The organism is uncultured Rothia sp. (assembly GCF_963555405.1).
Lineage (GTDB): Bacteria > Actinomycetota > Actinomycetes > Actinomycetales > Micrococcaceae > Rothia.
Genome location: NZ_CAUVVO010000018.1, coordinates 1 through 24672 on the forward strand (window position 1 = coordinate 1; position 24672 = coordinate 24672).

Below are 24672 nucleotides of genomic sequence, written 5' to 3' on the forward strand. Positions count from 1 at the left end.
GGCGAGCACCCAGCTGCATGAAGCCCCACGCCTCAACGGTCAGGAAGGTCAGCGGGATAACCTCAGCTGCGGAGAAGAAGGCACCGAATGCCATCTGCTCGGAGGGGGTACCGACGAAGTAGGTGTGGTGCAGAGTACCGATCACACCACCGACGGAGTAGAGCACGGCGTCCATCATGATGATGGAGATTGCGATGCGCTCGCGGACCACGCCGAGCAGCACGAAGATGTACGCCACCATCACGGTGGTGAACAGTTCGAGGAAGTCCTCCACCCAGAGGTGAACCACCCAGAAGCGCCAGAATTCTGCGACGGTCACGTGGGTACGCTGACCTGCGAGCAGGCCGACCGCGTAGAACATGGGGATGGCGAGGCCGGAGAAGAGGAACAGCCACGGCAGGGAGGTCTTCTTCGAGCCCTTCAGGCGGGAGGAGAGGGTACGCCAGACGATGACAATCCAGATGAACATACCCGCGGTGAGCAGGATCTGGAAGAATCGCGGCAGGTCCAGGAACTCCCACTGCTGCGAGAAGAAGCCGGTGAGTTCCTTGGGGATGAGGCCCTTCTGAGAGAACCATTCGTTCAGCAGCGAGCCGAGGACAACGAAGACCACGGCGCCGATGAGAACGTAGGTGAGCAGACCCTGCTTCTTGGGTTCGCGGCGGGTAATGAGCGGGGCGATGAAGATACCGCCCGCCAGGAACGCGCCTGCGGTCCAGAAGAGGGAGAGCTGAAGGTGCCAGGTTCGGGATACCGTGTAGGGCAGCAACTGGCCCATGTCGATTCCGAAGAAGCCGGTGAGTTCTTCACGGTAGTGCTCGGTGAGTGCGCCCACCAGAGCCTGCAGGAGGAACAGCACCAGGATGGTTGCGAAGAGCAGGCAGGCTGCCTTCTGCGAGGGGGTCAGGCGAACTTCGTCGGGCTGACGGAAGTCGAGGACGGGTGCCTCTTCCGCGTGCCAGCCGATAGCGCGGGACCAGCGGCCGTAGATGGCAAACATCAGACCGGTACCACCGATGAGGGCAATCAGGGAGAGTGCCGACCAGACCATCAGATCCGCGGTGGGCTTGTTGTCCACGTTGGGTTCGGAGGGCCAGTTGTTGGTGTAGGAGTAGGGCTGGTCGGGGCGGTCTGCCGCCGATGCCCATGCGGTCCAGCCGAAGAATGCGACGAGGTCATGCAGTTCTTCGTCGTTCTTAATGGCGTCGGGGAACAGGCCCTGCGAGGTGTCACCCTTCATCAGGGTTTCGCGGTAGTGCTTGAGCATGAGCTGGTAGCCCTTGGTCTCACCAGCGGACCAGGTGATGGTCTTAGTCTGCTCGTCGTACTTGTTCTCCTTGCGCCACTCGTTCTTCACGAGTTCGCGGGGGTCCTGCTTGCCCTGTTCACGGTACTCCTTGACGGCAGCATCGGTGGTCAGGCGCAGGTATTCTGCAGTGTAGTCGGGGCCGAGGTAGGCACCGTGGCCCAGGACGGAGCCGTACTGCTGCAGACCGCGTCCCTGGAAGAGTTCCTGACCGTGCAGGATCTGTTCTTGGGTTGCGATTACTTTGCCGTCATTGCCGACGATTTTGTCGGGTAGCGGCATGGAGAGTGCGTAGGTGCGCATTGCAAGGACTGCCATGATGGTGAAGCCCAGGAGCATCACAAACGCAACAGCCTGTACCCAGCCTTTTCCGGCATAGGCACCGACCGTGTCTGAGCGGCGGGCAATCTTTGCTGCCTCCGCACGCGAGACGGGTTTTGTAGCCATAGTGTATGTCTCCAGTGTGCGTGGAATTTTTAGGTGGAGTGGTTCCGACGCACATCCGCTGGAGGGGCGGCTCACTATGTTCAGGGTGAATCGTCCTTGAGGGAGGTGCGACAGCCCACCCTTGTTTCATTTTTGCATATTAAATGCGTATTTATAAAACTTTGCTGACGTAGCGTCATAATGTGACACGGCTATTTGACGGGGAAATCTGCAATCACAAGGCGGAAAACCTGAAATATTACGTTGAGGTTGAACCCTTAGCTTCCGTGGCTACTTACCCGCCTGCAACGGGGGAGGAGGCGATGGGACAAAAGTCGTGCAGGCTCCCTCAACTGGGGCTTCGACTCGGGCTCCCGCCGGGGCTTTCACTGAAATCGTTGGCGGGAGGTGCATCCCAGCATATGGAAGGGGAGTGCGGCACCCCTCACGTACCTACACTCGTGTGTGGAATAATAAAACCCGACGCTACTAAACACAGTACAAATTTTTGCGGTACAGATTATTGCAGTACAGATTTTGTGCTCTTTGGCGGCGTATATTCAGAAGGGGTCACTCACCCCGCATCCACGGCGGGTCGCCGCCACAGCCCGCAATCTATCGGCACCTCAGGAGAGTTCACGTGCTTCTCTACAAATCCACCCAGAAAGCAATCACCGGAATCCTGCGCACCGTCTTCCGCGCCCGCGTGACCGGACTCGAAAACTTCCCCGCCACCGGCCCGGTGATTGTCGCCTCCAACCACCTGTCTTTCCTGGACTCCATCATTATTTCTGCCATGATGCCGCGCCGCGTGGCGTTCCTCGCCAAGGCGGAGTACGTGAACACTCCCGGCACGCGCGGCAAGATGATGAAGGCATTCTTCGAAGCCGTGGACATTATTCCCGTGAACCGCTCCGACCGTTCCGAGTCGCTCAAGGCACTCGACATCGCCCTGGAGAAGCTGCAGGAGGGCAAGGTCTTCGGCATTTACCCCGAGGGCACCCGCTCCCGCGACGGTTACCTGTACCGCGGCAAGATTGGTGTGGCGTGGCTGGCGCATATGACCGGCGCGCCCGTGGTGCCGGTCGGTCTGATTGGCACCGACCGCCTGCAGAAGCCCGGCTCGAACATGATTTACCCGCGCCGCTTCACGATTCGCGTGGGCAAGCCGCTCTACTTTGAGAAGACCGGCGAGAAGATGACCGGCAAGCAGCGCCGTGTCACCACCGACGCCATCATGGATGAGATTGCTCAGCTGTCCGGTCAGGCACGAAAGCACGAGTACAACGTTTCGCCCTCAGCCGCACGTGACGCAGGCTAGGGCACACGCCGCCTGAACCGCGTAGACTTAAACCGCGCATTCACGCACCGACCCCCGCACATTGGGGCACCCGGTGCAGGATGCGCGGTTTGTCGTATGCGAGCGCCTGAGATGCCCCCGGCAGCACCGTAAAGCCCAGCAGAGCGAGGAGAAAGTACCCATGGCAGAGCCTTCCAGCTACCGCCCCGCCCCCGGCGAAATCCCCACCGACCCGGGCGTTTACCGTTTCCGCGATGCCGACGGCCGCGTTATCTACGTGGGCAAGGCGAAGAACCTGCGCAACCGCCTCAACAGCTATTTTGCGTCGCCGCAGACGCTGAGCCCGAAGACCTACGCGATGGTGCATACGGCGGCGAGCGTGGAGTGGACCGTGGTGGCGAGCGAGATGGAGTCGCTGCAGCTCGAATACACCTGGATTAAGGAGTTTTCGCCGCGCTTCAACATTGCGTTCCGTGATGATAAGTCGTACCCGTACCTGGCGATTACGGTCAATGATGTGTACCCGCGCGCCATGGTGACTCGCGGTGAGCGCCGTAAGGGTGTGCGCTATTTTGGCCCCTATTCGCAGGCGTGGGCGATTCGTGAAACCCTGGATGCGCTGCTGCGCGTGTTCCCGGTGCGTACCTGCACGAACGGTGTGTTTAACCGCGCGAAGAATAGCGGTCGCCCGTGCCTGCTCGGCTATATCGATAAGTGCGCGGCGCCGTGCGTGGGCAAGATTAGCCCCGAGGAGCACCGCGAACTGGCGCGTGGGCTGACCCGTTTCATGGCGGGTGGTGCTGAGAAGCATATTGCGCAGTTGACCGCGGAAATGAAGGAAGCCGCCGCCGAGATGGACTTTGAGCGCGCCGCGATTCTTCGCGACGATATTGCCGCGCTGACTAAGGCGTTTGAGCGTAACGCCGTGGTGCTTGGTGCGACCGTGGACGCCGACCTGTTCGCCTACGCTGAGGACGACCTGGAGGCGTCCGTTCAGGTGTTCTTCGTGCGCGGCGGCAGGATTCGCGGTCAGCGCGGCTGGATCGTGGAGAAGGTTAACGACAGCACCGACGCGCAGCTTATTGAGCAGCTGATTGCGCAGGTGTACAGCGATATTGCGGCGAGCCTCGCCTCCCAGAAGGACGCCGAGAAGAGCCTGAATAGCTACGACATTCCGCGTTCCGTGCTGGTGCCGGTGGAGCCCGAGAATAAGGAACAGCTGGCATCCTGGCTGGCGGAGGTGCGCGGCGGTCCCGTGGAGATTAGCGTCCCGCAGCGTGGTGACAAGGCAGAACTCATGAAGACGGTTGCCGAGAACGCCCGCCAGTCGCTGACCCTGCACAAGAGCCGCCGAGCCGGTGACTTGACCACCCGCAGTGCCTCCCTCGTGGAGCTACAGGAAGCGCTCGAACTGCCCGACCCGCTGCTGCGCATCGAGTGCTACGACATTTCGCATGTGCAGGGCACGAACGTGGTCGCCTCCATGGTCGTCTTTGAGGACGGCATGCCCGCGAAGAACGCCTACCGCACCTACAGCATTACCGGCGACGCCGCGCGCGACGATACCGCCAGCATGTACGACGTCATTACCCGCCGCTTCAAGAGGCACCTGGCGCAGCAGGCGGAACGCGAAGCAGCCCCCGTGCGTTCCGGCGAGATTGACGCCTCCACGCCCGAGCCGGCGAAGTTCGCCTACCCGCCGAACCTCGTGCTCGTGGACGGCGGCCCGCCCCAGGTGGCTGCCGCCTCCGCCGCGTTGAGCGACCTGGGCATTACGGACGTGTACGTTGCCGGTATCGCTAAGCGCCTGGAGGAGCTGTGGCTACCGGACGATGACTACCCGGTCGTGCTGCCGCGTACCTCGCAGGCGCTGTACCTGGTGCAGCGCATCCGCGATGAGGCGCACCGCTTCGCAATCACCTTCCACCGTTCCAAGCGCGGCAAGGCGATGGTCGCCTCCGCCCTGGATGAGGTGCCCGGTCTGGGCGAGGTGAAGCGTGCCGCGCTGATTAAGCACTTCGGGTCGGTGGCTCAGATTAAGCAGGCGAGCGCCGAGGAGCTGACGGCGGTGCCGGGTATTGGTCCGGCGCTGGCGGAAAAGATTCTGGCGGCGCTGGCATAGCATCTCGGGTGCTGCCCGGCGGGTGGTTGCTGCACCCCGCCCTCGTAATAGCGCTTAACAAACGTGTCATAATTGAAGGAAACCGTCATCATTACGAGCGCGCTATCTTCGCGCGCCCTCAACCAGTAGAGTGGAAACCGTGAGTAATAACCATCTGCGCCTATTCACCAGCGAGTCGGTGACTGAAGGCCACCCCGATAAGATTTGTGACCAGATTTCTGACGCCATCCTCGACGGCATCATCGCCCAGGATCCCGCAGCGAACGTTGCTGTGGAGACCATGGTAACCACCGGGCAGGTGCACGTTGCGGGTGAGGTGACCACCTCTAGCTACGTCGAAATTCCCTCCATCGTGCGCGAGACCATTCTGGGTATCGGCTACGATTCCTCTACCCGCGGCTTCGACGGCGAGTTCTGCGGCGTGTCTGTCTCCATTGGCGAGCAGTCCCCGGACATCAACGCCGGCGTGTACGAGTCCCTCGAGGTTCGTCAGGGCATCGCTGCTGACGAGTACGACCGCCAGGGCGCGGGCGACCAGGGCATCATGTTCGGTTACGCATCGAACGAGACCAACGTGCTGATGCCCGCCCCGATTTGGCTGGCGCACCGCCTCTCTGAGCGTCTGACCAAGGTCCGTAAGGACGGCCTGCTGACCGAGCTGCGCCCCGACGGCAAGACTCAGGTGACTCTAGGCTACGACTCGAACAACGTGCCCGTTTCCGTGGACACCGTGGTTGTTTCGAGCCAGCACACCGCAAGCTACGACCTGGCTGACCTGCGTGCAGACATTGAGAAGCACGTTATCGCACCGGTTCTGGGCAGCGTCGAGCTGGATTCCTCCAACGCTAAGTTCATTGTGAACCCCGCTGGCCGCTTCGTTCAGGGTGGCCCCGTGGGTGACGCCGGTCTGACCGGCCGCAAGATTATTGTGGACACCTACGGCGGTTCGGCTCGTCACGGTGGTGGCGCGTTCTCCGGTAAGGACCCGTCGAAGGTGGACCGCTCCGCAGCGTACGCAATGCGTTGGGTTGCGAAGAACATTGTGGGTGCCGGCCTTGCCGACCGCGCCGAGGTTCAGGTTGCGTACGCTATCGGCCAGGCAGCGCCGGTTGGCCTGTACGTTGAAACCTTCGGCACCGAGAAGGTCGACCCGATTAAGATTGAGCGCGCTGTGCGTGAGGTCTTCGACCTGCGCCCGCTGGCAATCATTAACGAACTGGATCTGCGCCGCCCGATCTACAAGAAGACCGCAGCTCACGGCCACTTCGGCCGCACCGAGCCGGAATTCACCTGGGAGCGTCTGAACCGCGTGGATGCACTGCGTTCGGCAGTGTCCTCCTCCTAATATCTGTCAAGGTAGAGGAGCACGCTGATTCGGGTGACTCAGAGCAGTTCTGAATCGAACTCTTCGGCACCGTTGGGTGCTCAGCAGGAATCCCTGCAACAGCTTGACCTGTTGCAGGGATTTCCTGCTCTTCGTGATGCCCTGATTCCTGCCGCCCCGGAGCCGGTGAATGTTGCCGCTGAGCTGGAGGCGAGCGGCGTGCCGAACCCTGTGGCGCGTGTGCGTGTGGATAGCACCCTGCCGCAGGTGGACCGTACGTTTGATTACCGTGTGCCCGCCGAGTTGAGTGAGGATGCGGTACCCGGCGCCCGCGTGCGCGTGCTGTTCAACGGGCACGAGATGACCGGCTACATTGAGGAGCGCGCCGCCACGACCGATTGGACGCGCACCTCGCTGCTGCCGCTCAAGTCGGTGCTGTCGCGTGTGCCATCTGTCGCGCCCGAAATTTTTGCGTTGGCGGAGGCGCTTGCCGACCGTTACGCCTCCACGGTGGCGAACGTGCTGCGCCTGGCGGTGCCGCCGCGCATTGCCGCGCTGGATAAGAAGTACGCGCCTCTTCTGCCGGGTTACGAGTCGGCGTATTTGGGCGATTCTTTACAAGCGGGTGAGTCTACTCCGGAGAATGTAGAACCTGAGAACGCAGCTCCCGAGCATGACGCCCCCGAGCACGCGGGCGAACTTGAGCCTGCCACCTCCTTTGCCTCGAACGATACCGACCCGTACGCCTGGCTTGCCACCCCCGGCGCGCCCGCACCCTTCGTGCTGGACCCGCCGGCGCTGAACCCGGACGCGCCGGATGCCGCCTCCGTCTTCTCCGATTACGAGAACGGCGCGGAGTTCATTGAAGATGTTGCCGCCGGTGCCGCGACCCGCGCCGTGATGACGGTTCTTCCCGGTCACCTGGAGCACACGTGGGCGGATGTTTTGGCGACCGCACTCGCGGCTGCTGCTGCCAGTGGTCGCGGCGCTATTGCGGTGGTTCCGACCGCTAAGAACCTGGATCTTCTGGAGGCGGCGCTCGCCGAGCGTCTGCCCGCTGACTCGTTTGTGCGTTTGAGTTCTGATTCGACTCCGCATACTCGCTATCACGGTTTTGTGAAGGCGCGTTTGGGTCGGGTGCCGGTGGTGATTGGTACCCGCGCGGCGGCATACGCGCCGGTGGCGAACCTGGGCCTGGTGGTGTGCTGGGATGACGGCGATTCTTCGCTTGTGGAGCAGCGCGCCCCGTATTGTCATGCCCGTGATGTGTTGCTTTTGCGTGCTTCTGCTGAAAATACTGCGGCGCTGTTTGCCGGGTTCAGCATGAGTAGTGAGGCGGCGCGTCTGGTGCGTACCCGCTGGGCGTCTCATGTGCGTGCGCCGCGTGCGCTGGTGCGTGATTATTCGCCGCGTATTTTTTCGACGGGTTCGGAGTTTGAGCTGGCGCGTGACCCGTTGGCGGCGATGGCGCGTATTCCGCATCTGGCGTTTGAGCATGCTCGTCGGGCGTTGGCGCGTGGTCCGGTGTTGGTGCAGGTGGCGCGTAGCGGTTATATTCCGTCGTTTTCGTGTGAGCGTTGCCGCATGCCGGCGCGTTGTGGCGAGTGTAGCGGGCCCCTGTCGGTGGCTTCGGGCTCGTCGGTTCCGTCGTGTTCGTGGTGCGGTCACCTGGCGCAGCAGTGGCGTTGTTCTGAGTGTGGTTTTACGCATTGGCGTTATTCGGCGGCGGGTGTGACTCGTACGGCTGAGGAGCTGGGTCGTGCGTTCCCGAATGTGCCGGTGATTTCTTCGGCGGGTGACCATGTGCGGGCATCGGTTGGTCCTGAGCCTGCGTTGGTGGTGGCGACTCCGGGTGCTGAGCCGGTGGCTTTTGGCGGCTATGCAGCGGCGCTTCTTCTGGATGCCGATAAGATGCTTCGTTTTGATTCGTTGCGTGCCCCGGAGGCGGCGTTGCGTCGCTGGTTGAATGCGGCGGCCTTGGTTCGTCCGGCGGCTCTTGAGGGTACGGTGGTGACGACTGCCTCGCCGTCGCCGGTGGAGCAGGCGCTGGTGCGTTGGGACCCTGCGTGGTTTGCTCGTCAGGAGCTGGAGGAGCGCGCTCAGACGGGTCTGCCTCCGGCGGTTCGTACGGCTGCGGTGACGGGCGCAGAGGTGGATGTTCGCGCCTTCATGGAGGAGTTTTTGGGCTCTTCTGCATTACCGGAGCGGGTGCGTGAGCAGCTGCGTATTGTGGGTCCGGTTCCTCTGGATCAGGGGTATTTTGCCTGGTCGGAGTCTCTTGTGGAGGATTCTGAGGAGGCGCCGGTGCAGGGCGATTGGCGTACCCTGATGTTCTTCTCGTACGGCATTGCCCAGCAGGTGACCCGCGAGTTGCGTGCGACGCGTGCAACGATTGCGGCGTTGAAGAAGAACGTGGGGGAACGGCCTGTTCAGATTCGCTGTGACGGTCTGGACGTGCTGTAGTGTTCTAGTGAGGAGCAGTTTTTGCCCCGGGTTGAGCGTTGAGCACGCGGGTTTGCGGGCGCGTTGTGCGCTGAGGAGGTGAGAGGCGTGTCGAAGGTGCCTCATCTGCTGAAGGGTAGTGCGCTGCCTGATGGTGAGCAGCGGCGGCTGGCTGATTATGCTTCTGCGCATCCGAAGAGTGCCCTGCACCGTAAGGGTCAGCACCATGATGCGGCGGTGCTGCTGATTCACGGTATTGGCTATCAGAATCACGGCGAGACGCTCGCGTATTTTGGTAAGCCGGTGGCGCATAGTGTGCAGACTCTGCTGGCGCTGAACACAGATTCTGTCGCGCTCTCCGAAGAGAACTCCGCCGCGGAGGCTTCTGCGCGGGTTCGTGTTGAGGTGATTCCTGACGGTGATACCCTCCCGCCTGCCGCTGAGGTGAACCCGCTGAGCCACCACAGCGAGTTGACGTATTCGTTGACGATTGAGCGCACGGAGTACCCAGCCGACCCGGTTGAGGAAAGCCCGCAGATTGAGGAGAACTCCGCGCAGGAAGAACTCGCCGAAGCCTCCGAGCCCAAAGAATCTACAAGAATCAGTCTGCCGAAAATTGAGCTTCCCAAGGTAGAGCTCCCGAACATCGATTTCCCGAATATCGAGCTGCCTAATCTTGAGTTTCCGCGCCTGCCTCAGCCGAAGCCGCGCCCGGTTCGCACGGTCACTCGCCGCAGCCTCCTTTTTCAGGAGGGCTTCTGGCGGCCCCGGCATTACCGCCCGTTGAAGGAGCATTTGCCCTGGTTGGCAACGGTTTTGCCGCTGTTTTTGATGTTCTGCTTCTACTATGAGCGCCCCGGCGTAACCTGGCGTGAGCGTGCCGGGCACCTGCTGCGTTCTATGGCGCGGTTTGTGAACGTGGCGCTGTGACTGGTGCTGGCGGCTATGGCGCTCATGACGTTCCGTGATGCTTTTGTGGCGTCCCTGGGCACTCCGCAGGGTGCATTTACGGGTCTGGCGGCGGTGCTCGGCCTGGGTATTGTGGGCTGGGTTTTGGCTCGTCGTGCCCGTGAGCTGTGGGCGCTGATGAAGGCTATTCCTACGCAGCTGATTCAGACGGCAACCAGCCCGGAGTCGCGCGATTTGGAGCGTATTTATGCGCGTCTGGATCGTCAGCTGGACGATTTGAGTTCCCGTAGCGATGCGGTGGGCATTATTGCCCATTCGCAGGGCGGCTATTTGAGCTATGAGCTTCTGCGTCGTCGTGCGGCGGCGGGTAAGAAGCCGATTCGTTTCTTCTACGGCCTGGGTAGTGGCGTGGTCCCGATTAGCATTATCGCTAGTGACCGTAACGACATTCCGGGGCACCTGGATGCTGCAGGCGGCTACCGTAACCGCTCCATGCTGCTGTGGGTGAGCGCGGTCGCGGCGTTTTCCTGGCTAGTGGAGGCGTCCCTACTGTTTGGTCCGTACCGTTCGCTGCTGCACTATACGATGCTGATGCCCCTGGCGTTGAGCGTGGTGCCGCTGGTTGCGAGCGTGCCGGGTGCCTTCAAGGGCAGGGCGCGTATTGGCTGCAAGAGTGCACGGGAAAGCGCCTCCGCAACTACCTCGGTAAACACCCCGGCGAATGTGCGCCTGGTCAACCCGTACGGCACGCGCGCCTACGTGAAGTGGCTGATTCCGTTGCTCTTCGTACACGGCGTTTTCATGCTGTACGCGGTGTTCATGCTGCTGCTGGCTCAGTTGCGTGTTGAGGGCGCGGTCCCTGAGCTGACCGCTGCCTCCATAGCGTTTTGGGGCGCGCTGATTCTGGTGCTCATGATGTCGGTGCGTAGCGCCTGCCACCTGTATGTGCGCGCCTACGCGCCGATGCTGCAGGGCCTTGACGTGGCTGACCGGTGCGAGATTTCCGCTCGTGGTGACAGCATTGGCAGGTCGAATATTACTCAGCCCGCTGATGTGGACGTCAGCTTTGTGACCCTGCCGGGCCCGTCGGTGAATAGTCACATGCAGTATTTTGATGCGTGCTCGCCGGTGCCGTTGATGCTTGCGCACCGCCTGGTGCCGCACATGATGCCGGAGGGTGAGCAGACGCAGAAGGCGGCGGCTTTCACAGATATTGGTGCGGAACTGAACTGCGGTTTTGCGCGCGTGAAGAAGTGGATGCGCACCATGCATTACGGGCTGTATGCGGTGCTTCTGCTGATGCTGTCGGTGCTGCTGAATGTGGCGTCGCCGGTGAGCCTGTCCGCGTTGACTGGGCTCGATACCTCGCGCCTGCATTCGGAGGGATTCGACCGTCTGGTGGCGGATGCTCAGCAGCTGCGCGAGCAGGCGGGTTCTTCGGATATGCTGCTGTGGATTCTGGTCGGCATTTTTGTGGTGGAGGCGCTGCTGATGATGGTGCTTTCGCCGTGGACTCAGCGGCGCTTGCAACGTGCGTTCATGATGCGCAGGGGTGACCGCACGGGCCGGCTGAGCGAGTTCAACCCGTTGCCGATGGTGACGGCTCTTCTGGGTCTTGACGGTGAGGATGAAGACGCTGAGGATGCAGAGGAACATAACCCCGCAGGGGAGAAAAAGCAGGAGAGTAAAGCAGGGCAGAGCGCTGTAGTTTAGGGCGCTTAGGTGGTGCTGTGGGAGGGCACCCCAGAATTTTTATGCATTCGTGTGCACCTAAGATTTGCTGGGGTTCGGCTAATCCTAATTGGCGTAGTCGCCGTATCCACGGTAATATATTCAGCACTGCGGATACTATTTCGGCGCTTGTCGAGGTGGTGTTGGCAGTATCTATCACTCAACTTCGCGTACGCTTCACAACCGTGCGCACCAACGAAAGATGAATACTGGTGACTCAGACTATGATCACCCCCGCATACGAACCTGCATGCGGCGGGTCTGCTTCTGTACACAATTACGGCGTCATGCACCCGGACCCCGTGTTGCTTTCCGACATGACCAGCGCAGAACGAGGAGCTGTTTACCGCTACTTGGCGCGCTTCGCTGAGCTGGATGACGCAAAGATTTTCTACGCGTACGGTCACGCCTACGAGCTGGCTCGTAAGGACGCTGAACGCGGTCTCTACGCAACTATGGCGTAGCCTGCATAATTAGCTTTGGAAATGCTGCTGCACTCTTCGTGAGTGCGGCAGCATTTCTGCTTTTCGGGCTGGCTTTCACACTGGCTTTCACATTGGCTTTCGGGTGGGCTTTAGTTCGGTTGGGAACTCGGCGGTCGCATGCCGCTATGATGCCCCTGATTTCTTCCTGACAACCGGGTCTTCCTGACAATCGGGGCCGCGTCCACTATGGGGGCGTTCCCTGATGGTTCTTGAACATTGATTAGCTCTTGGGTAGTTTAGAGGTATCACAACCACTACTGCGAAGAGACTTCTGGTGATCTCCGTAGGTTCTTTTCGCGGTGTTGCCTCCGGTAGCGTCTGCATTGTTGCGGCGCTGCCCTAAGAAACGCCCTAAGGAAAGGTACTCACCGATGAGTTACACCAATATCACCTCTGATTACGAGCCCGAGTTCGGTAGTTCGGCACCGAGCCGCGACAACGGCATTACTCACCCGGACCCCGTTCTGCTGTCCTCGATGACGAAGGCTCAGCGTGGCGCGGTGTGCCGCTACCTGGCTCGTTTTGCTGAGCTGGATGACGCGAAGATTTTCTACGCGTACGGTCATGCGGATGAGCTGGCCGCGAAGGAAGCGGCTCGTACCGGTAGCTTTGCTACGGTCTAAGGTTTTCTGCCCCGGTGTGATGCGGTGAGGCTGCACCTTCCGGATGCGCCCTCAGGGTGCCCGAGCTCTGCGAGGGCGGGTTCCCTGCGTCGGTGCGGAGGAAGTGTGTAGCGAACCGCCGCTGTACATCATTGCCGTAAGCCGTACGCACCTACCGGCAACCATGAATTGAATACGAGAATGCCGCCGCACCCTCCCGAGAACCGGGGGAGTACGGCGGCATTTCTTTGCCCAACGCAGGCTCTAGAGCCCGCGCACGACCTCCAGCAGTTTGAGTGCCGAGTCGCGCCAGGAGTAGCGGCGCACATCCGACAGGCCGTCAATGATGACGCGCTCGCGAACGGCGGTGTCCTCCAGCGAGCGGATAGCCTTCACCCAATCGGCGGCGTGCGCCTCCGGGGCACCGTCAACCGGCGCGAACACGGCGTGCGGCGCAATCTCACGGAAAATCGGGATGTCACTAATCACCGCGGGGCAACCGGTAGCCTGAGCCTCAACCACGGGCAGGCCGTAACCCTCCTCGCGGGAGGCAGTAACCAGCGCGTGCGCCTGGCGGAGCAGCTGCTGGTACTCCTCGTCGCTCACGCCGTTGTGCACCTCCACGTTCTCACCGATGAGACGTTCGTCGGTGAGCTGCACCAGGCGCTGCGGCGGCATCTTCGACAGCAGGTGCAGGCGGTAATCCGGCAACGAACGCATCGCCAGTAGCAGGGTTTCTACGTTCTTGTACGGCATGAACGAACCCATGTACACCAGGTGCTTGACGGGCTGCTCTTCGCGGGTGGTGGCGCGTTCCAGGGCGGTCTGGCGGGAGACGACGCTGCCGGGCTGCGGGGCGTTGGGCACCACGAACAGCGGCTTGGTGGTCAGCTCGTGCTCACGAATCAGCGAGGCGGTCGACTCAGAAACCGTCACGACCGCGTCGCCGTGATTGAGCAGGAAACGCTGCGGGGTGTAGGTCTTGTGGAAGAGTCGCCAGCCCACGCGCACCGGTGCGGGCAGGAACCCCGGCGGGGTCGGGTGCGAGTAGTAAATCAGGTCGTGCAGGGTGAGGATCAGCTTGAACTTGCGTCCGGTGGAGCCGATAGTCTGCATGGGGGAGAACACCACGTCCGGCGCGTACTTGTTCAGCTGCAGCGAGGCGGTCGGTTCGAGCGGGCCGGTGGGCGAGCAGATTTTCACGTGCGGCAGGTCAGGCAGCATGTCCAGCTGACGCTCGTCGCTGATGATCATGGTGAGGTCGAGGTCGGCGGCGGCTTCGTCACCGGTGTCGATGAGGGTTTTGAGCGCGCCCAGCAGGGACGCGGTGTAGCGGCTGATGCCGTCGTGGAAGCCGATACGGGTGTATCGGGCGTCAACCATGAGTTTCATGTTGGTTCCTTACTTCTCGTTCCCTGAGTGGTCGGCGGCGAAATCGGCGATGAGTTCCGCGGCGCGGCGAGGGGTTTCGTAGTGGATGAGGTGCCCGACTTCGGGGATCATGTCCAGGCGCTCGCGGGCGCCGGACGAAGACGTGGGCAGGTCGCGGGAGGTCAGCGTCGCGTACATGGCGCGAGCTGTTTCGGGGGTGCCCAGGTCGTCGTCTTCGGCAACGAGCATTTGCACCGGCACTCGGATGGCGGCGGCGTATTCGGCGGCGGTGTGCGTAATCGACGCTTCGTAGGCGCTGAGCACTCCGCGGCGGGAGCCGAAGGAGCCGAAGTAGGCGGCGTGCTGGCCGTTGATGAAGCGGCGCATTGCCTTGTCTTTGGTGCGCATCATGACTTCGCTGGAGGCACGGGTAATCAGCTGCGAGCGCAGGAGCGGGTAGCCGATTTTTTCGGGGAGTGCCGCGCCGGCGCGGTAGTAGAGGGAGGCGAGGCGGGAGGCGACGCGCTGGCTACCTTCGAGGGCGGGCTCGCTAATCGGGTTGATGAGCGAGAGGAGCGCGAGCGATTTCGGGTGTGCGGCGGCGAAGGCACTGGTGACGATGGAGCCGAAGGAGTGGCCGACCAAGTGCAGCGGTAGGGGCTGTGCGTTCTCGCGGGCGGGGTTAGTGTGCTTCACAAAGTCGTTTAGCCACGCCACGTACGCGTTGATGTTATCTTCGCCCTGAGCGTTTTCGTCCCGAGTTTTTTCGGGCAGGTCTGCGGAGCGGCCAAAGCCGGGCAGGTCGGGGCTGATGATGCTGACGTTCGGGATGAGCTTCAGCAGGTAGTTCGCGATGATTTCCAGGCCGTGGTGGTCGCCGCGGAAACCGTGCACGAGCAGCACAGGGTAGGAGCCTTCGGGGAAGGTTCCGTCGTTCATGCCTTTGCCGTACTGCCAGTAGCGGGTCATGACCGCCTGCGCGCCGTCACCGATGAGGGCGTCGTGGCGGGTGCCGGGAATGAGCGGGCCGGGTACACCCTCAAGAACTGAGGTGTTGGGGGAGTCCGGGGTAACGGTGGAGGTCATGGGTACCTTTCGCGGGTTGGGTACTGGGGCGGCAACGTCCCGTTCTTAATTCTAGGGGAGAAGCCTGAAAGGGCTCTGAAACTTACCTCCCGCATCGACAGGTGGGTGGATGGTGCCGTCCATTTGGTAGTCGGGGCGGCCTCAACTCTGGCGCGGTGCGGGTTTCGCGTTACACTTGGAGGGTTAAGTTTTTATCAACCTGTCTTTATTTAAGGAATCGCTGTGTCTGCTCAGGTAGAGACCGAACGCAACGAAAATGCGTACGACTTCCGCGCGATGGAAGCCAAGTGGCGCCCCTACTGGGACGAAACGAAGGTTTTCCAGCCCACCGGTGACGCCCCCAAGGGCCGCAAGTATGTGCTGGATATGTTCCCGTACCCCTCCGGTGACCTTCACATGGGTCACGCGGAGGCATTCGCTATTGGTGACATGAACGCCCGCTACTTCAAGCAGTGCGGCTACGATGTTCTGCACCCGATTGGCTGGGACTCTTTCGGCCTGCCCGCTGAGAACGCAGCCATTAAGAACGACACTCACCCCAAGGAGTGGACGTACAAGAACATTGAGACTCAGGCTGAGTCCTTCAAGCGTTACGCTATTGCCGCTGACTGGAGCCGTCGCCTGCATACCTCGGACCCCGAGTACTACAAGTGGACTCAGTGGCTGTTCGAGCAGTTCTACAAGAAGGGCCTGGCGTACCGCAAGGACTCCATGGTCAACTGGTGCCCCAAGGACCAGACCGTGCTCGCGAACGAGCAGGTTGTGAACGGTGTGTGTGAGCGTTGCGGTACTACCGTGACTAAGAAGTCGCTGAACCAGTGGTACTTCAAGATCACCGACTATGCGCAGCAGCTGCTGGATGACATGGAGCAGCTGGAGGGCAAATGGCCCGACCGCGTGCTGCTCATGCAGCGTAACTGGATTGGTCGTTCTGAGGGTGCTGAGGTTCGCTTCGAGATTGAGGCGACCGAGGATCAGGCTGCTGAGTCCTTCACCGTGTTCACCACCCGCCCCGACACCCTGTACGGCGCAACCTTCATCGTGGTTGCTGCGGATGCGGCATTCGCCGAGCAGATCGTGGCACCCGAGCACAAGGCTGCCCTGGAGCAGTACCGCGAAGACATTAAGGCACTGAGCGATATTGACCGCCAGTCCTCCGACCGCGAGAAGACCGGCGTGTTCACCGGTCGCTACGCAATCAACCCGCTGACCGGCGCGAAGCTGCCCGTTTGGGCTTCTGACTACGTGCTGGCTGACTACGGTACCGGCGCGATTATGGCTGTGCCCGCGCACGACCAGCGCGACCTCGAGTTCGCTCTGAAGTTCGATCTGCCCATCGTGAAGGTCCTGGACGTTGAGGGTGCCGAGGATCCGGCTACCAGCGGTGTTGCCGCAGCTGGCGACGGCGTGCTCATCAACTCGGGTGAGCTGACCGGCCTGCCGAAGGCTGAGGCAATTGCTAAGGCTATTGAGCTGGTTGAGGCTGCCGGCACCGGTGAGGGTAAGGTCATTTACCGTCTGCGTGACTGGCTGCTGTCCCGTCAGCGTTTCTGGGGTACCCCGATTCCGGTGATTCACTGTGAGGATTGTGGCGAGGTTCTGGTTCCTGAGGATCAGCTACCGGTGCTGCTGCCCGATAACCTGCGCGGTGAGCAGCTGGCTCCTAAGGGCCAGTCGCCTCTTGCTGCAGCCGATGACTGGGCTATCGTGCCTTGCCCGAAGTGTGGCAAGCAGGCTCGTCGCGACTCGGACACCATGGACACCTTCGTGGATTCCTCCTGGTACTTCCTGCGTTACGTTTCCCCGAACTACGACAAGGCTCCTTTCGACCCGCAGGCTATGAGCGAGTGGGGTGCCGTCGACATGTACGTGGGCGGTGTGGAGCACGCTATTCTGCACCTGCTGTACGCACGCTTCTTCACCAAGGTTGTTCGCGACCTGGGCCTGATCAAGCACGATGAGCCGTTCAAGGCGCTCATGAACCAGGGTCAGGTGCTCAACGGCGGCAAGGCAATGTCCAAGTCGCTGGGTAACGGCGTGAACCTGGGCGAGCAGCTCGACAAGTTCGGTGTGGACGCTATCCGCACCACCATGATTTTCGCGTCCCCGCCCGAGGATGACGTGGACTGGGCGGATGTTTCCCCGTCCGGTTCGCAGAAGTTCCTGGCTCGCGCATGGCGTGTGGCTCAGGACATCACCAGCGAACCCGGCGTGGATGCAACCGCCGGTGACCTGGAGCTGCAGAAGCTGATTGCTCGCACCGTGCACGAGGTTCAGGGCCTGCTGGATAACGGCAAGTTCAACGTGGTTGTTGCTAAGACCATGGAGCTTGTGAACGCTACCCGTAAGGCTATCGACTCCGGTGCTGGCGCGGCTGACCCGGCTGTCCGCAAGGCTGCTGAGACCATCGCGATTCTGCTGTCCCTGTATGCACCCTACACCGCTGAGGACATGTGGCACGCTCTCGGCCACGACACCCCGGTTCTGACCGCGGGCTTCCCCGAGGTCGACCCGGCTCTGCTGGTGGATGACACCGTCACCGCTATCGTGCAGATTAAGGGCAAGGTCAAGGCTCGCCTGGAGGTTGCGAAGGATATTTCCGAGCAGGAGCTTCAGGAGCTGGCTCTGGCGGATGCCGCTGTTCAGCGTTCGATTGGTGACGCCGAGATCCGCAAGGTGATTGTGCGTGCGCCTAAGCTCGTGAACATCGTGATCTAAGTTTTTTAGATACAGTACAAGCCCCGTTGTGGCTTCGGTTCGTTCTACGGAACGAATCCGGAGGCACGGCGGGGCTTTGCTGTACTGCAGTAGTGATGAGTGCCATAATGTTCAGGGAACGCTAGAGAGGGTTCGTCATCGAATCAGGCACTGACGAACCGGAAGAAGGGTCGGAATATGGAGCGAGAGAACAAAGCAGAGAACCGCATCGCCGTGGTTACCGATAGCGCCGCAGCCCTCGACCCGGAGCTGGTGCAGCGTCTGAGCGCTCGCGGTAATTTTGTGTTGGTTCCGATGCCGGTGACCATTCGCACGCCCGGCACGCCGGATCGCCAGCTGCAGGATTTGACCGCCACCGAGGTGGACGAAGCCATCATGCTCGCGCACGTGATGGGGCAGACCGTCAGCACTTCCGGGCCCGCGCCGGGCGTGTTTGCTGATGTGTATGACGAGTTGGCATCGCGAGGTTTTACGCACGTAATCTCTGTGCACCTCTCCGGTGAGCTCTCAGGCACGGTGGAGGCGGCGCGCACCGGTGCCCGCCTGAGCCGCCTGGGTTCCGAGGGCGTGAGCGTGGTGGATAGCCGCACGGTCGCGGGTGCCTACGGTCACGCGGTGGTGCGAGCCCTGGATGTGCTGAACTCTGCATCCTCCGATTTTGTTCCGAGCCCTGACTACCCGACCCCTAACTACCCGAGCCCCGCGCAGCTGGTGGACTACATTCAGTCCGTCTGCGAGCAGTCCACTCTCTACTTCTATATCCCGACCCTGGATGCGCTGCGCCGCGGCGGTCGTGTTTCTCCGGCGTTGGCGATGGTGGGTCAGATGTTCCAGATCAAGCCGATTGGCACGATTACCGAGGGCAAGCTGGCGTATGTGGAGCGCCCCCGCACGGCGGCGCGCGCCCTGGAGCGTCTGGTGGAGGTGACGGTGCAGGCCTGCCGCGAGCATCGGCATGCGGCGGCGCTCAACTCTGCCTCCGCAAGCCCTATCGCCGCCGACCCTGCTAACTCTTCTCTTAGCGCAACCCCGTGCGGTGAGGTGGTTGCGGTGCATCATGTGGGCAATGCGGCGCAGGCGGTGCAGCTGTATGAGCAGGTTCAGCAGATGCTGGGGGAGAGCTCCCTGGGTCATGATTCTGTCGCTTCTTCGGCGCCGGAGTTTTTGGTGAGTGCGCTCCCGCCGGTACTGTCTGCTCATTCGGGCCTGGGTGCTGTGGCGCTGGTCGTTTATTAGGCTGGTCGTTTATTAGGCTGGTTGTTTATTAGGACCGTGTGCTAGCCGTTTATCCGCTGTGCCCAAAGTTCGTCCATGTAACATGTCCCCGCGCCGCGGGCGACACGAAACGCGACACGAAAACTGCGCGCCGGGGGTGTTTTTAGCCCGTTTTGAGCTGTGGTGTGTCTTACGTTGGGGTCGTTTGTTTTCGCGTGAGAATTTGCACTGCCCGTGAGTTCACGGGGCCTCTTTGAAAGCCATTCGCAAGTGAAAGGGTATTTTTTACCCTCACATTTTGCCTTGATACGGCGCGGTTTTCGACAAATGTGCGTTTCATGTGTGTTTATGTTGCCGTGACCGTATCGCAACATTTTCTAAGGGTGAACACAACGCAAACCAACAGAAAACAACGGGTTTTTCCCGGTTTTTATGGCATAACTCACAAAAATTTCTCGATAGAACACACCAAAACACACACAAACTAGGGTAGGATTATTACCAACAACGGCGGAACGCACCGGGCAACATAGAGCACGGACGAATCCGACTAAACCAGAGCCCACAAGGCATCGGATTTGTACACCGCCACCAACGCACTGACAAGGAGATACTCCAGTGACTGTACGCGTAGCAATCAACGGCTTCGGCCGCATCGGCCGCACCTTCTTCCGCGCAGCTCAGACCGAGGGCGTCGGCTTCGAGATCGTCGCAATCAACGACCTCACCGATGTTGCAACCCTGGCACACCTGCTCAAGTACGACTCCATCATGGGTCGCTTCAACGCAGAGGTCGAGGTCAAGGAAGGCGCACTGGTTGTTGACGGCAAGGAAATCAAGATCCTCGCTGAGCGTGACCCCCAGAACCTCCCCTGGAAGGACCTGGGCGTTGACGTAGTCCTCGAGTCCACCGGTTTCTTCACCGAAGGCAGCAAGGCAAAGGCACACATCGAGGCTGGCGCTAAGAAGGTTATCCTCTCCGCTCCCGGTAAGAACATCGACGGCACCTTCGTCATGGGCGTGAACGACGACCAGTACGATGCAGCTAACCACCACATCGTCTCCAACGCATCCTGCACCACCAACTGCCTCGCTCCGATGGCTAAGGTTCTGAACGATGCATTCGGCATCAAGCAGGGTCTGATGACCACCATCCACGCATACACCGCTGACCAGCGTCTGCAGGATGCTCCCCACCGCGACCTGCGCCGTGCACGCGCAGCAGCTGTGAACATGGTCCCCACCTCCACCGGTGCAGCAGCAGCTGTTGGCCTGGTTCTGCCCGAGCTGAAGGGTAAGCTGGACGGCTTCGCAGTCCGCGTTCCCACCATCACCGGCTCCATCACCGACCTGACCTTCACCGCTGAGCGCGAGGTCACCGTTGAGGAAGTCAACGCAGCAGTCAAGGCAGCAGCTGAGGGCCCCATGAAGGGCATCATCAAGTACAACGAGGATCCCATCGTGTCCAAGGACATCGAGGGTGAGCCCATCTCCACCGTCTTCGACGCACCGCTGACCAAGGTCATCGGCGACCAGGTGAAGGTTATCGCTTGGTACGACAACGAGTACGGCTACGTTGCACGCCTCGTGATGTTCACCAACAAGGTTGTGGCATCCCTCTAAGCCCCAATAGGCTTACGACGCTCACCGAGTGTAAGCGTCACCCCGCGTAACTAACGCATAGTGAACCCCGGCACCACCGCATCAAGCGGGGGAGTCGGGGTTTGCTGTACCAAGACTCTTTTGTAAGGGTCTTGAATAAACCTCTTAAAAATGTATAAACATACTGTTTTCCGTCGCTCTTTTTGAGTCAAAAATACCGTAAGAAAATAGGTTTTATGGAGTGCGAATATCCGCGATATTCTGCGGAAAAACACCATATAAAAGCTATTTACTAGGCTGTCAAACACCCTATTATTCGGTATGATGGAAACGGTATATAAACCCACCTATCCAGGAGGAATTCCTATGGCTAAGGCACTGTCCGAACTGCTCGAAGAAGGCGTCGCAGGCCGCCACGTTCTCGTCCGTTCCGACCTGAACGTACCCCTGAAGGACGGCGTTGTCACCGACGACGGCCGCGTCCGCGCATCCCTGCCCGTCATTGAGAAGCTTGCCAAGGCTGGCGCACGCGTTATCGTGACCGCACACCTGGGCCGCCCCAAGGGCAAGGTCGACCCCCAGTACTCCATCGCACCGGCAGCTGCACGCCTGGCTGAGCTGGCATCCGTGCCCGTGAAGGTTGCAACCGACCTGGTAGGCGAGGACGCAAAGGCTAAGGCAGCAGCCCTGGCTGACGGCGAAGTTCTGGTTGTTGAGAACGTCCGCTACGACGCACGCGAGACCTCCAAGGATGACGCAGAGCGCGGCGAATTCGCTGACGAGCTGGTCGCACTGACCGGCGAGAACGGCGCATACGTGAACGACGCATTCGGTGCAGTTCACCGCAAGCACGCTTCCGTCTACGACGTTGCTAAGCGTCTGCCCGCATACCTGGGTGACCTGGTGAAGAAGGAAGTTGACGTTCTGGCTAAGACCCTGAACGACCCCGAGCGTCCCTTCGTTGTGGTCATGGGTGGCGCTAAGGTTTCCGACAAGCTCGCCGTGATTGACAACCTGATCGGTAAGGCTGACACCATCCTCATTGGTGGCGGCATGGGCTACACCTTCGCATACGCACAGGGCTACGAGGTTGGCCAGTCGCTGCTGGAGAAGGACCAGGTCGACAACGTTCTGCGTTACCTGAAGGAAGCTCCCGAGAAGGGCACCGAGATCATCACCGCAGTGGATGTTGTCTGGGCTGACGCATTCTCCGCTGACGCTAACACCGAGATCCGCCCGATTGAGGACCTGACCGGCGGCAAGCTGGGTGCAGAGGCTGAGGGCCTGGACATTGGCCCCAAGACCGCTGAGATTTTCGCTGAGAAGATCAAGGGCGCAAAGACCATCTTCTGGAACGGCCCCGTTGGCGTGTTCGAGATTGCTCCCTTCGCTGAGGGTACCCGCGCGGTGGCACGGGCTATCGTCGACTCTGACGCATTCTCCATCATTGGTGGTGGCGACTCCGCATCTGCAGTCCGTAACCTGGGCTTCAAGGATGAGCAGTTCGGCCACATCTCCACCGGTGGTGGCGCTTCCCTCGAGTACATTGAGGGTAAGACCCTGCCCGGCCTGGAGGCACTGGGCGCCTAATCTGGCGCGGCTCATCTGACTACGTACAGTAGCGCAGAGTTTTAGCGTAAGAAACCCCCGTCGGGGCGGTATTTCGGTACCGTCCCGGCGGGGGTTTCTGCATGCCCGCTCATGCCCGGTCCATCCTGCACGTGCGGGGTGTTGGCTCTGTTTCCTGGCTATATGCTGTGGGTTCCCTGGGTATACGGCTTGTGCCGGGGAGGGTAAGAGACGGCTTTACTAGACTGGAAATGTAGAGGTTCCCGCCGCCTACCGGGCGGTATCCATACAGTTACCGCGGGGGAGCGAAGCAGGGAGCGCACGCACCTCCACAAGCAAACAAATACAGACAAGCAAATACAGATAAGCGAACACGAACGGGCGAAGGTGCCCAGCCGTGGAGCCCAGCTACCCGCGAGTAGCCCAGAACCACCTCGGCAGCTCGCGAAAATGGTAGCTAGTGAACATTGAATCCAGGGAGGGAAAGAATGCCCATAGACGCTCAAGCGCTCTTTGACGAAAAAGACTACACCGGAACATACCCGTACGTTGCCGATGGCGTGATTGGGCCCTACACGCCCGCAAACCGGGACCACCCCGCCTACTCGGCGCCCGCCCCGGGCGTGAGGTACAGGCCGAGGCACTATGCGGCGAGGAACCTGCGCCCCTACCTGGGCTACTACTACGCCTGCCAAAACTACATGATTCTCGCCTCGGAACCTGCGGTTCTGAAGATCGACAACATCAGCGAGGAAATGTTCTTCCCCACCATTCAGGACCTCTACGAAGAAGGTAAAGGCTGGGTCATTACTCCCAACCCTCAGATTCTGACCATGAACCTGCTGGAGGGGCAGCCGCGCCTCATCGACGAGACGCTAAAAATTGTGGAATGGAATGTGCGGTTCGATATTCTTCCCGAAGCTCAGGTGTACCGCAAGGACACGAATCAGGTGTATCCCATCACCGATTTTGATACGCGCGGTCTGATTCGTGACGGCGCGATACACGGGACTCTGCGCACACAATTCACGAATGAGTGGAGACCCGTCCAATTCATCTCAGAAAATAGTTTGAGCTAGGGGAGGGGAGAGAAGCATGACGAATAACTTTGGCGGACCCGGATACGGCGGGCCCGGATATAACGAGCAACGAGCGCTCATGAGGTCTGTGATCACTCGCGCCAAGTTTATACGGGCTGGCGTGTTCGCCGGTGCCGCCCTCGTCGCGGTGGCTTTTGGCTGGGGCGCTAAACTGCTCAACGGGACAGGTTCGGAGTCCCAGGCCGATAAGAAGCGTGACCAGGAATTTGTGCGACTGGAACCTACGGAAAAGTACGATGAGCTCCGTAGCTTGGGGCCCTCCTCCGGGCCGCTCGTCTATACGGCGTTTGAGCGTAAGGGCCGCTTCATTCCTGCCACCGAGGCGCAGACGGCGCAGAACGTGCCGTACCCTATTCAGCAGCCCGGAATGGATAACTACGACCGCGCCGGCTTGTACGCGTTCTTGGCGTACTTCTTTGCGTCGATGAATTACTTCTACCACACGGGCGATACGGAGCCTCTTTCTAAGGTCGCGGACCCGGAAAAGGTGCTGCACCCCGAGATTCTTCGCCTGTACAGGGAGAAGCGCGGATGGATTATTTCGCCTGACAAGAATGTGCTGAGCGCCAACGTTGTTGATGACCTTGTTGCGGGTGAAAAAGCTAAAAATACGAGCCGAAATATCCTGGTGAGCACCCTGTACACGAATAAGGCTACGAACCTCGCGTTTTATGTTCAGGAGACGGGGGAGAAGCAGAATGTTCACAAATATTTGAGGTACCTGGGGCGTTTCTCGTTGGCTGTGGAGCATCTGCGTGGGCAGTGGGTGATTGTGGTTGACCGTGACGGCTACAGCAACCGCAACACCTACGAGCCGATCTACCCGCAAGGATTCGGGCAGCTGTAGCTTTCTCCATGTGGCTTCTTTAGGAACCCCCGCCGGGCGGTACTTTGAACTGCCTCCCGTTTCTTGGACAACGAAATTGAAGTCCAGGAAATGGGAGGCTTTTCATGTCTATAAATCTGGGAGTAAGACATGATCGTCTGCTCCGGGAGCAGGCAGCGCAAATGTTTGAGAAGGGATGTGGCTATCGTTTGACCGCCAGGAAGCTTGGTGTGTCCGCCGCGACTGTGAGAGAGTGGCAGAAAATGTACCGCATAATCGGGAGGAGCGGGTTTCTTGCCATGGGAGTAAAGCAGGCCAGATACGACTATGAGACCAAGGTCGCCGCAGCCAGGGCTGTGGTTGACGGTGGGATGAGTAAGCCTGAAGCGATGGTGCATTTCGGTATTGCAAGCGCAACACCGTTGAAGCAGTGGTGCAGGCTGTACCGCCAGGGCGGCGCGCAGGCGCTTAAGCCTAAGCCCAAGGGCAGGCCGAAGGGGTCGGTACGGGCGGTGCCACCAACGCGTGAGGAGGAACT

Annotated in this window: 18 protein-coding genes; 15 read left to right on the forward strand and 3 right to left on the reverse strand. The window is 60.5% G+C overall.

The window, feature by feature from the left end; all coding sequences use genetic code 11:
• Positions 1 to 1753 (reverse strand): cbb3-type cytochrome c oxidase subunit I (locus RWL87_RS08650; RefSeq protein ID WP_313969610.1); only part of this gene is annotated, 1753 nt, incomplete at its 3' end.
• A 619-nt stretch (positions 1754 to 2372) separates the two neighbouring features.
• Between RWL87_RS08650 and RWL87_RS08655 the strand changes: the two genes are divergently transcribed.
• From RWL87_RS08655 to RWL87_RS08690, 8 genes are all read left to right on the forward strand, one after another.
• Positions 2373 to 3053 (forward strand): 1-acyl-sn-glycerol-3-phosphate acyltransferase, encoded by a 681-nt coding sequence (locus RWL87_RS08655; RefSeq protein WP_294627441.1) that lies wholly within the window; start codon positions 2373 to 2375, stop codon positions 3051 to 3053.
• 160 nt (positions 3054 to 3213) lie between these two features.
• Entirely contained in the window at positions 3214 to 5154 is a 1941-nt protein-coding gene (gene uvrC / locus RWL87_RS08660) for an excinuclease ABC subunit UvrC (RefSeq protein WP_313969611.1), read from the forward strand.
• 139 nt (positions 5155 to 5293) lie between these two features.
• Entirely contained in the window at positions 5294 to 6499 is a 1206-nt protein-coding gene (gene metK, locus RWL87_RS08665; protein WP_313969612.1) for a methionine adenosyltransferase, read from the forward strand.
• Between the two features lie 33 nt (positions 6500 to 6532).
• The gene (locus RWL87_RS08670) at positions 6533 to 8941 is read left to right on the forward strand and encodes a primosomal protein N' (RefSeq protein WP_313969613.1); all 2409 of its coding nucleotides are present in this window, start codon (positions 6533 to 6535) and stop codon (positions 8939 to 8941) included.
• An 87-nt stretch (positions 8942 to 9028) separates the two neighbouring features.
• Positions 9029 to 9850: a hypothetical protein gene (locus tag RWL87_RS08675; protein WP_313969614.1), complete on the forward strand. Its 822-nt coding sequence runs from the start codon at positions 9029 to 9031 to the stop codon at positions 9848 to 9850.
• Between the two features lie 15 nt (positions 9851 to 9865).
• Entirely contained in the window at positions 9866 to 11542 is a 1677-nt protein-coding gene (locus RWL87_RS08680) for an aconitase (protein WP_313969615.1), read from the forward strand.
• Between the two features lie 230 nt (positions 11543 to 11772).
• The gene (locus tag RWL87_RS08685; RefSeq protein WP_044143859.1) at positions 11773 to 12024 is read left to right on the forward strand and encodes a hypothetical protein; all 252 of its coding nucleotides are present in this window, start codon (positions 11773 to 11775) and stop codon (positions 12022 to 12024) included.
• A gap of 392 nt (positions 12025 to 12416) precedes the next feature.
• The gene (locus RWL87_RS08690) at positions 12417 to 12668 is read left to right on the forward strand and encodes a DNA mismatch repair protein (protein ID WP_296547637.1); all 252 of its coding nucleotides are present in this window, start codon (positions 12417 to 12419) and stop codon (positions 12666 to 12668) included.
• 243 nt (positions 12669 to 12911) lie between these two features.
• On the opposite strand, the gene RWL87_RS08695 is transcribed toward RWL87_RS08690, so the two are convergent.
• On the reverse strand, positions 12912 to 14039 hold the full coding sequence (locus RWL87_RS08695; RefSeq protein ID WP_313969616.1) for a glycosyltransferase family 1 protein: 1128 nt from the start codon (positions 14037 to 14039) through the stop codon (positions 12912 to 12914).
• 9 nt (positions 14040 to 14048) lie between these two features.
• The gene (locus tag RWL87_RS08700; RefSeq protein ID WP_311468256.1) at positions 14049 to 15104 is read right to left on the reverse strand and encodes an alpha/beta hydrolase; all 1056 of its coding nucleotides are present in this window, start codon (positions 15102 to 15104) and stop codon (positions 14049 to 14051) included.
• Between the two features lie 216 nt (positions 15105 to 15320).
• Here RWL87_RS08700 and leuS point away from each other — a divergent pair, with 216 nt between their 5' ends.
• The 7 genes from leuS to RWL87_RS08735 form a co-directional block, all read left to right on the forward strand.
• Entirely contained in the window at positions 15321 to 17822 is a 2502-nt protein-coding gene (gene leuS / locus RWL87_RS08705) for a leucine--tRNA ligase (RefSeq protein WP_399534494.1), read from the forward strand.
• A 177-nt stretch (positions 17823 to 17999) separates the two neighbouring features.
• Positions 18000 to 19058: a DegV family protein gene (locus RWL87_RS08710; protein ID WP_313969617.1), complete on the forward strand. Its 1059-nt coding sequence runs from the start codon at positions 18000 to 18002 to the stop codon at positions 19056 to 19058.
• 597 nt (positions 19059 to 19655) lie between these two features.
• Complete coding sequence (gap, locus tag RWL87_RS08715) at positions 19656 to 20660, forward strand: type I glyceraldehyde-3-phosphate dehydrogenase (protein ID WP_070676282.1); 1005 nt, start codon at positions 19656 to 19658, stop codon at positions 20658 to 20660.
• 345 nt (positions 20661 to 21005) lie between these two features.
• Positions 21006 to 22229, forward strand: coding sequence for a phosphoglycerate kinase (locus tag RWL87_RS08720; RefSeq protein ID WP_313969618.1), 1224 nt, complete (start codon positions 21006 to 21008; stop codon positions 22227 to 22229).
• A gap of 467 nt (positions 22230 to 22696) precedes the next feature.
• Positions 22697 to 23287, forward strand: coding sequence for a DUF6318 family protein (locus RWL87_RS08725; protein WP_313969619.1), 591 nt, complete (start codon positions 22697 to 22699; stop codon positions 23285 to 23287).
• 79 nt (positions 23288 to 23366) lie between these two features.
• Positions 23367 to 24155, forward strand: a complete 789-nt coding sequence (locus RWL87_RS08730; RefSeq protein ID WP_313969620.1) for a DUF6318 family protein — start codon at positions 23367 to 23369, stop codon at positions 24153 to 24155.
• Between the two features lie 104 nt (positions 24156 to 24259).
• Positions 24260 to 24672, forward strand: a 413-nt coding sequence (locus tag RWL87_RS08735) for a helix-turn-helix domain-containing protein (RefSeq protein WP_313969621.1), incomplete at its 3' end; no start/stop codon positions are given.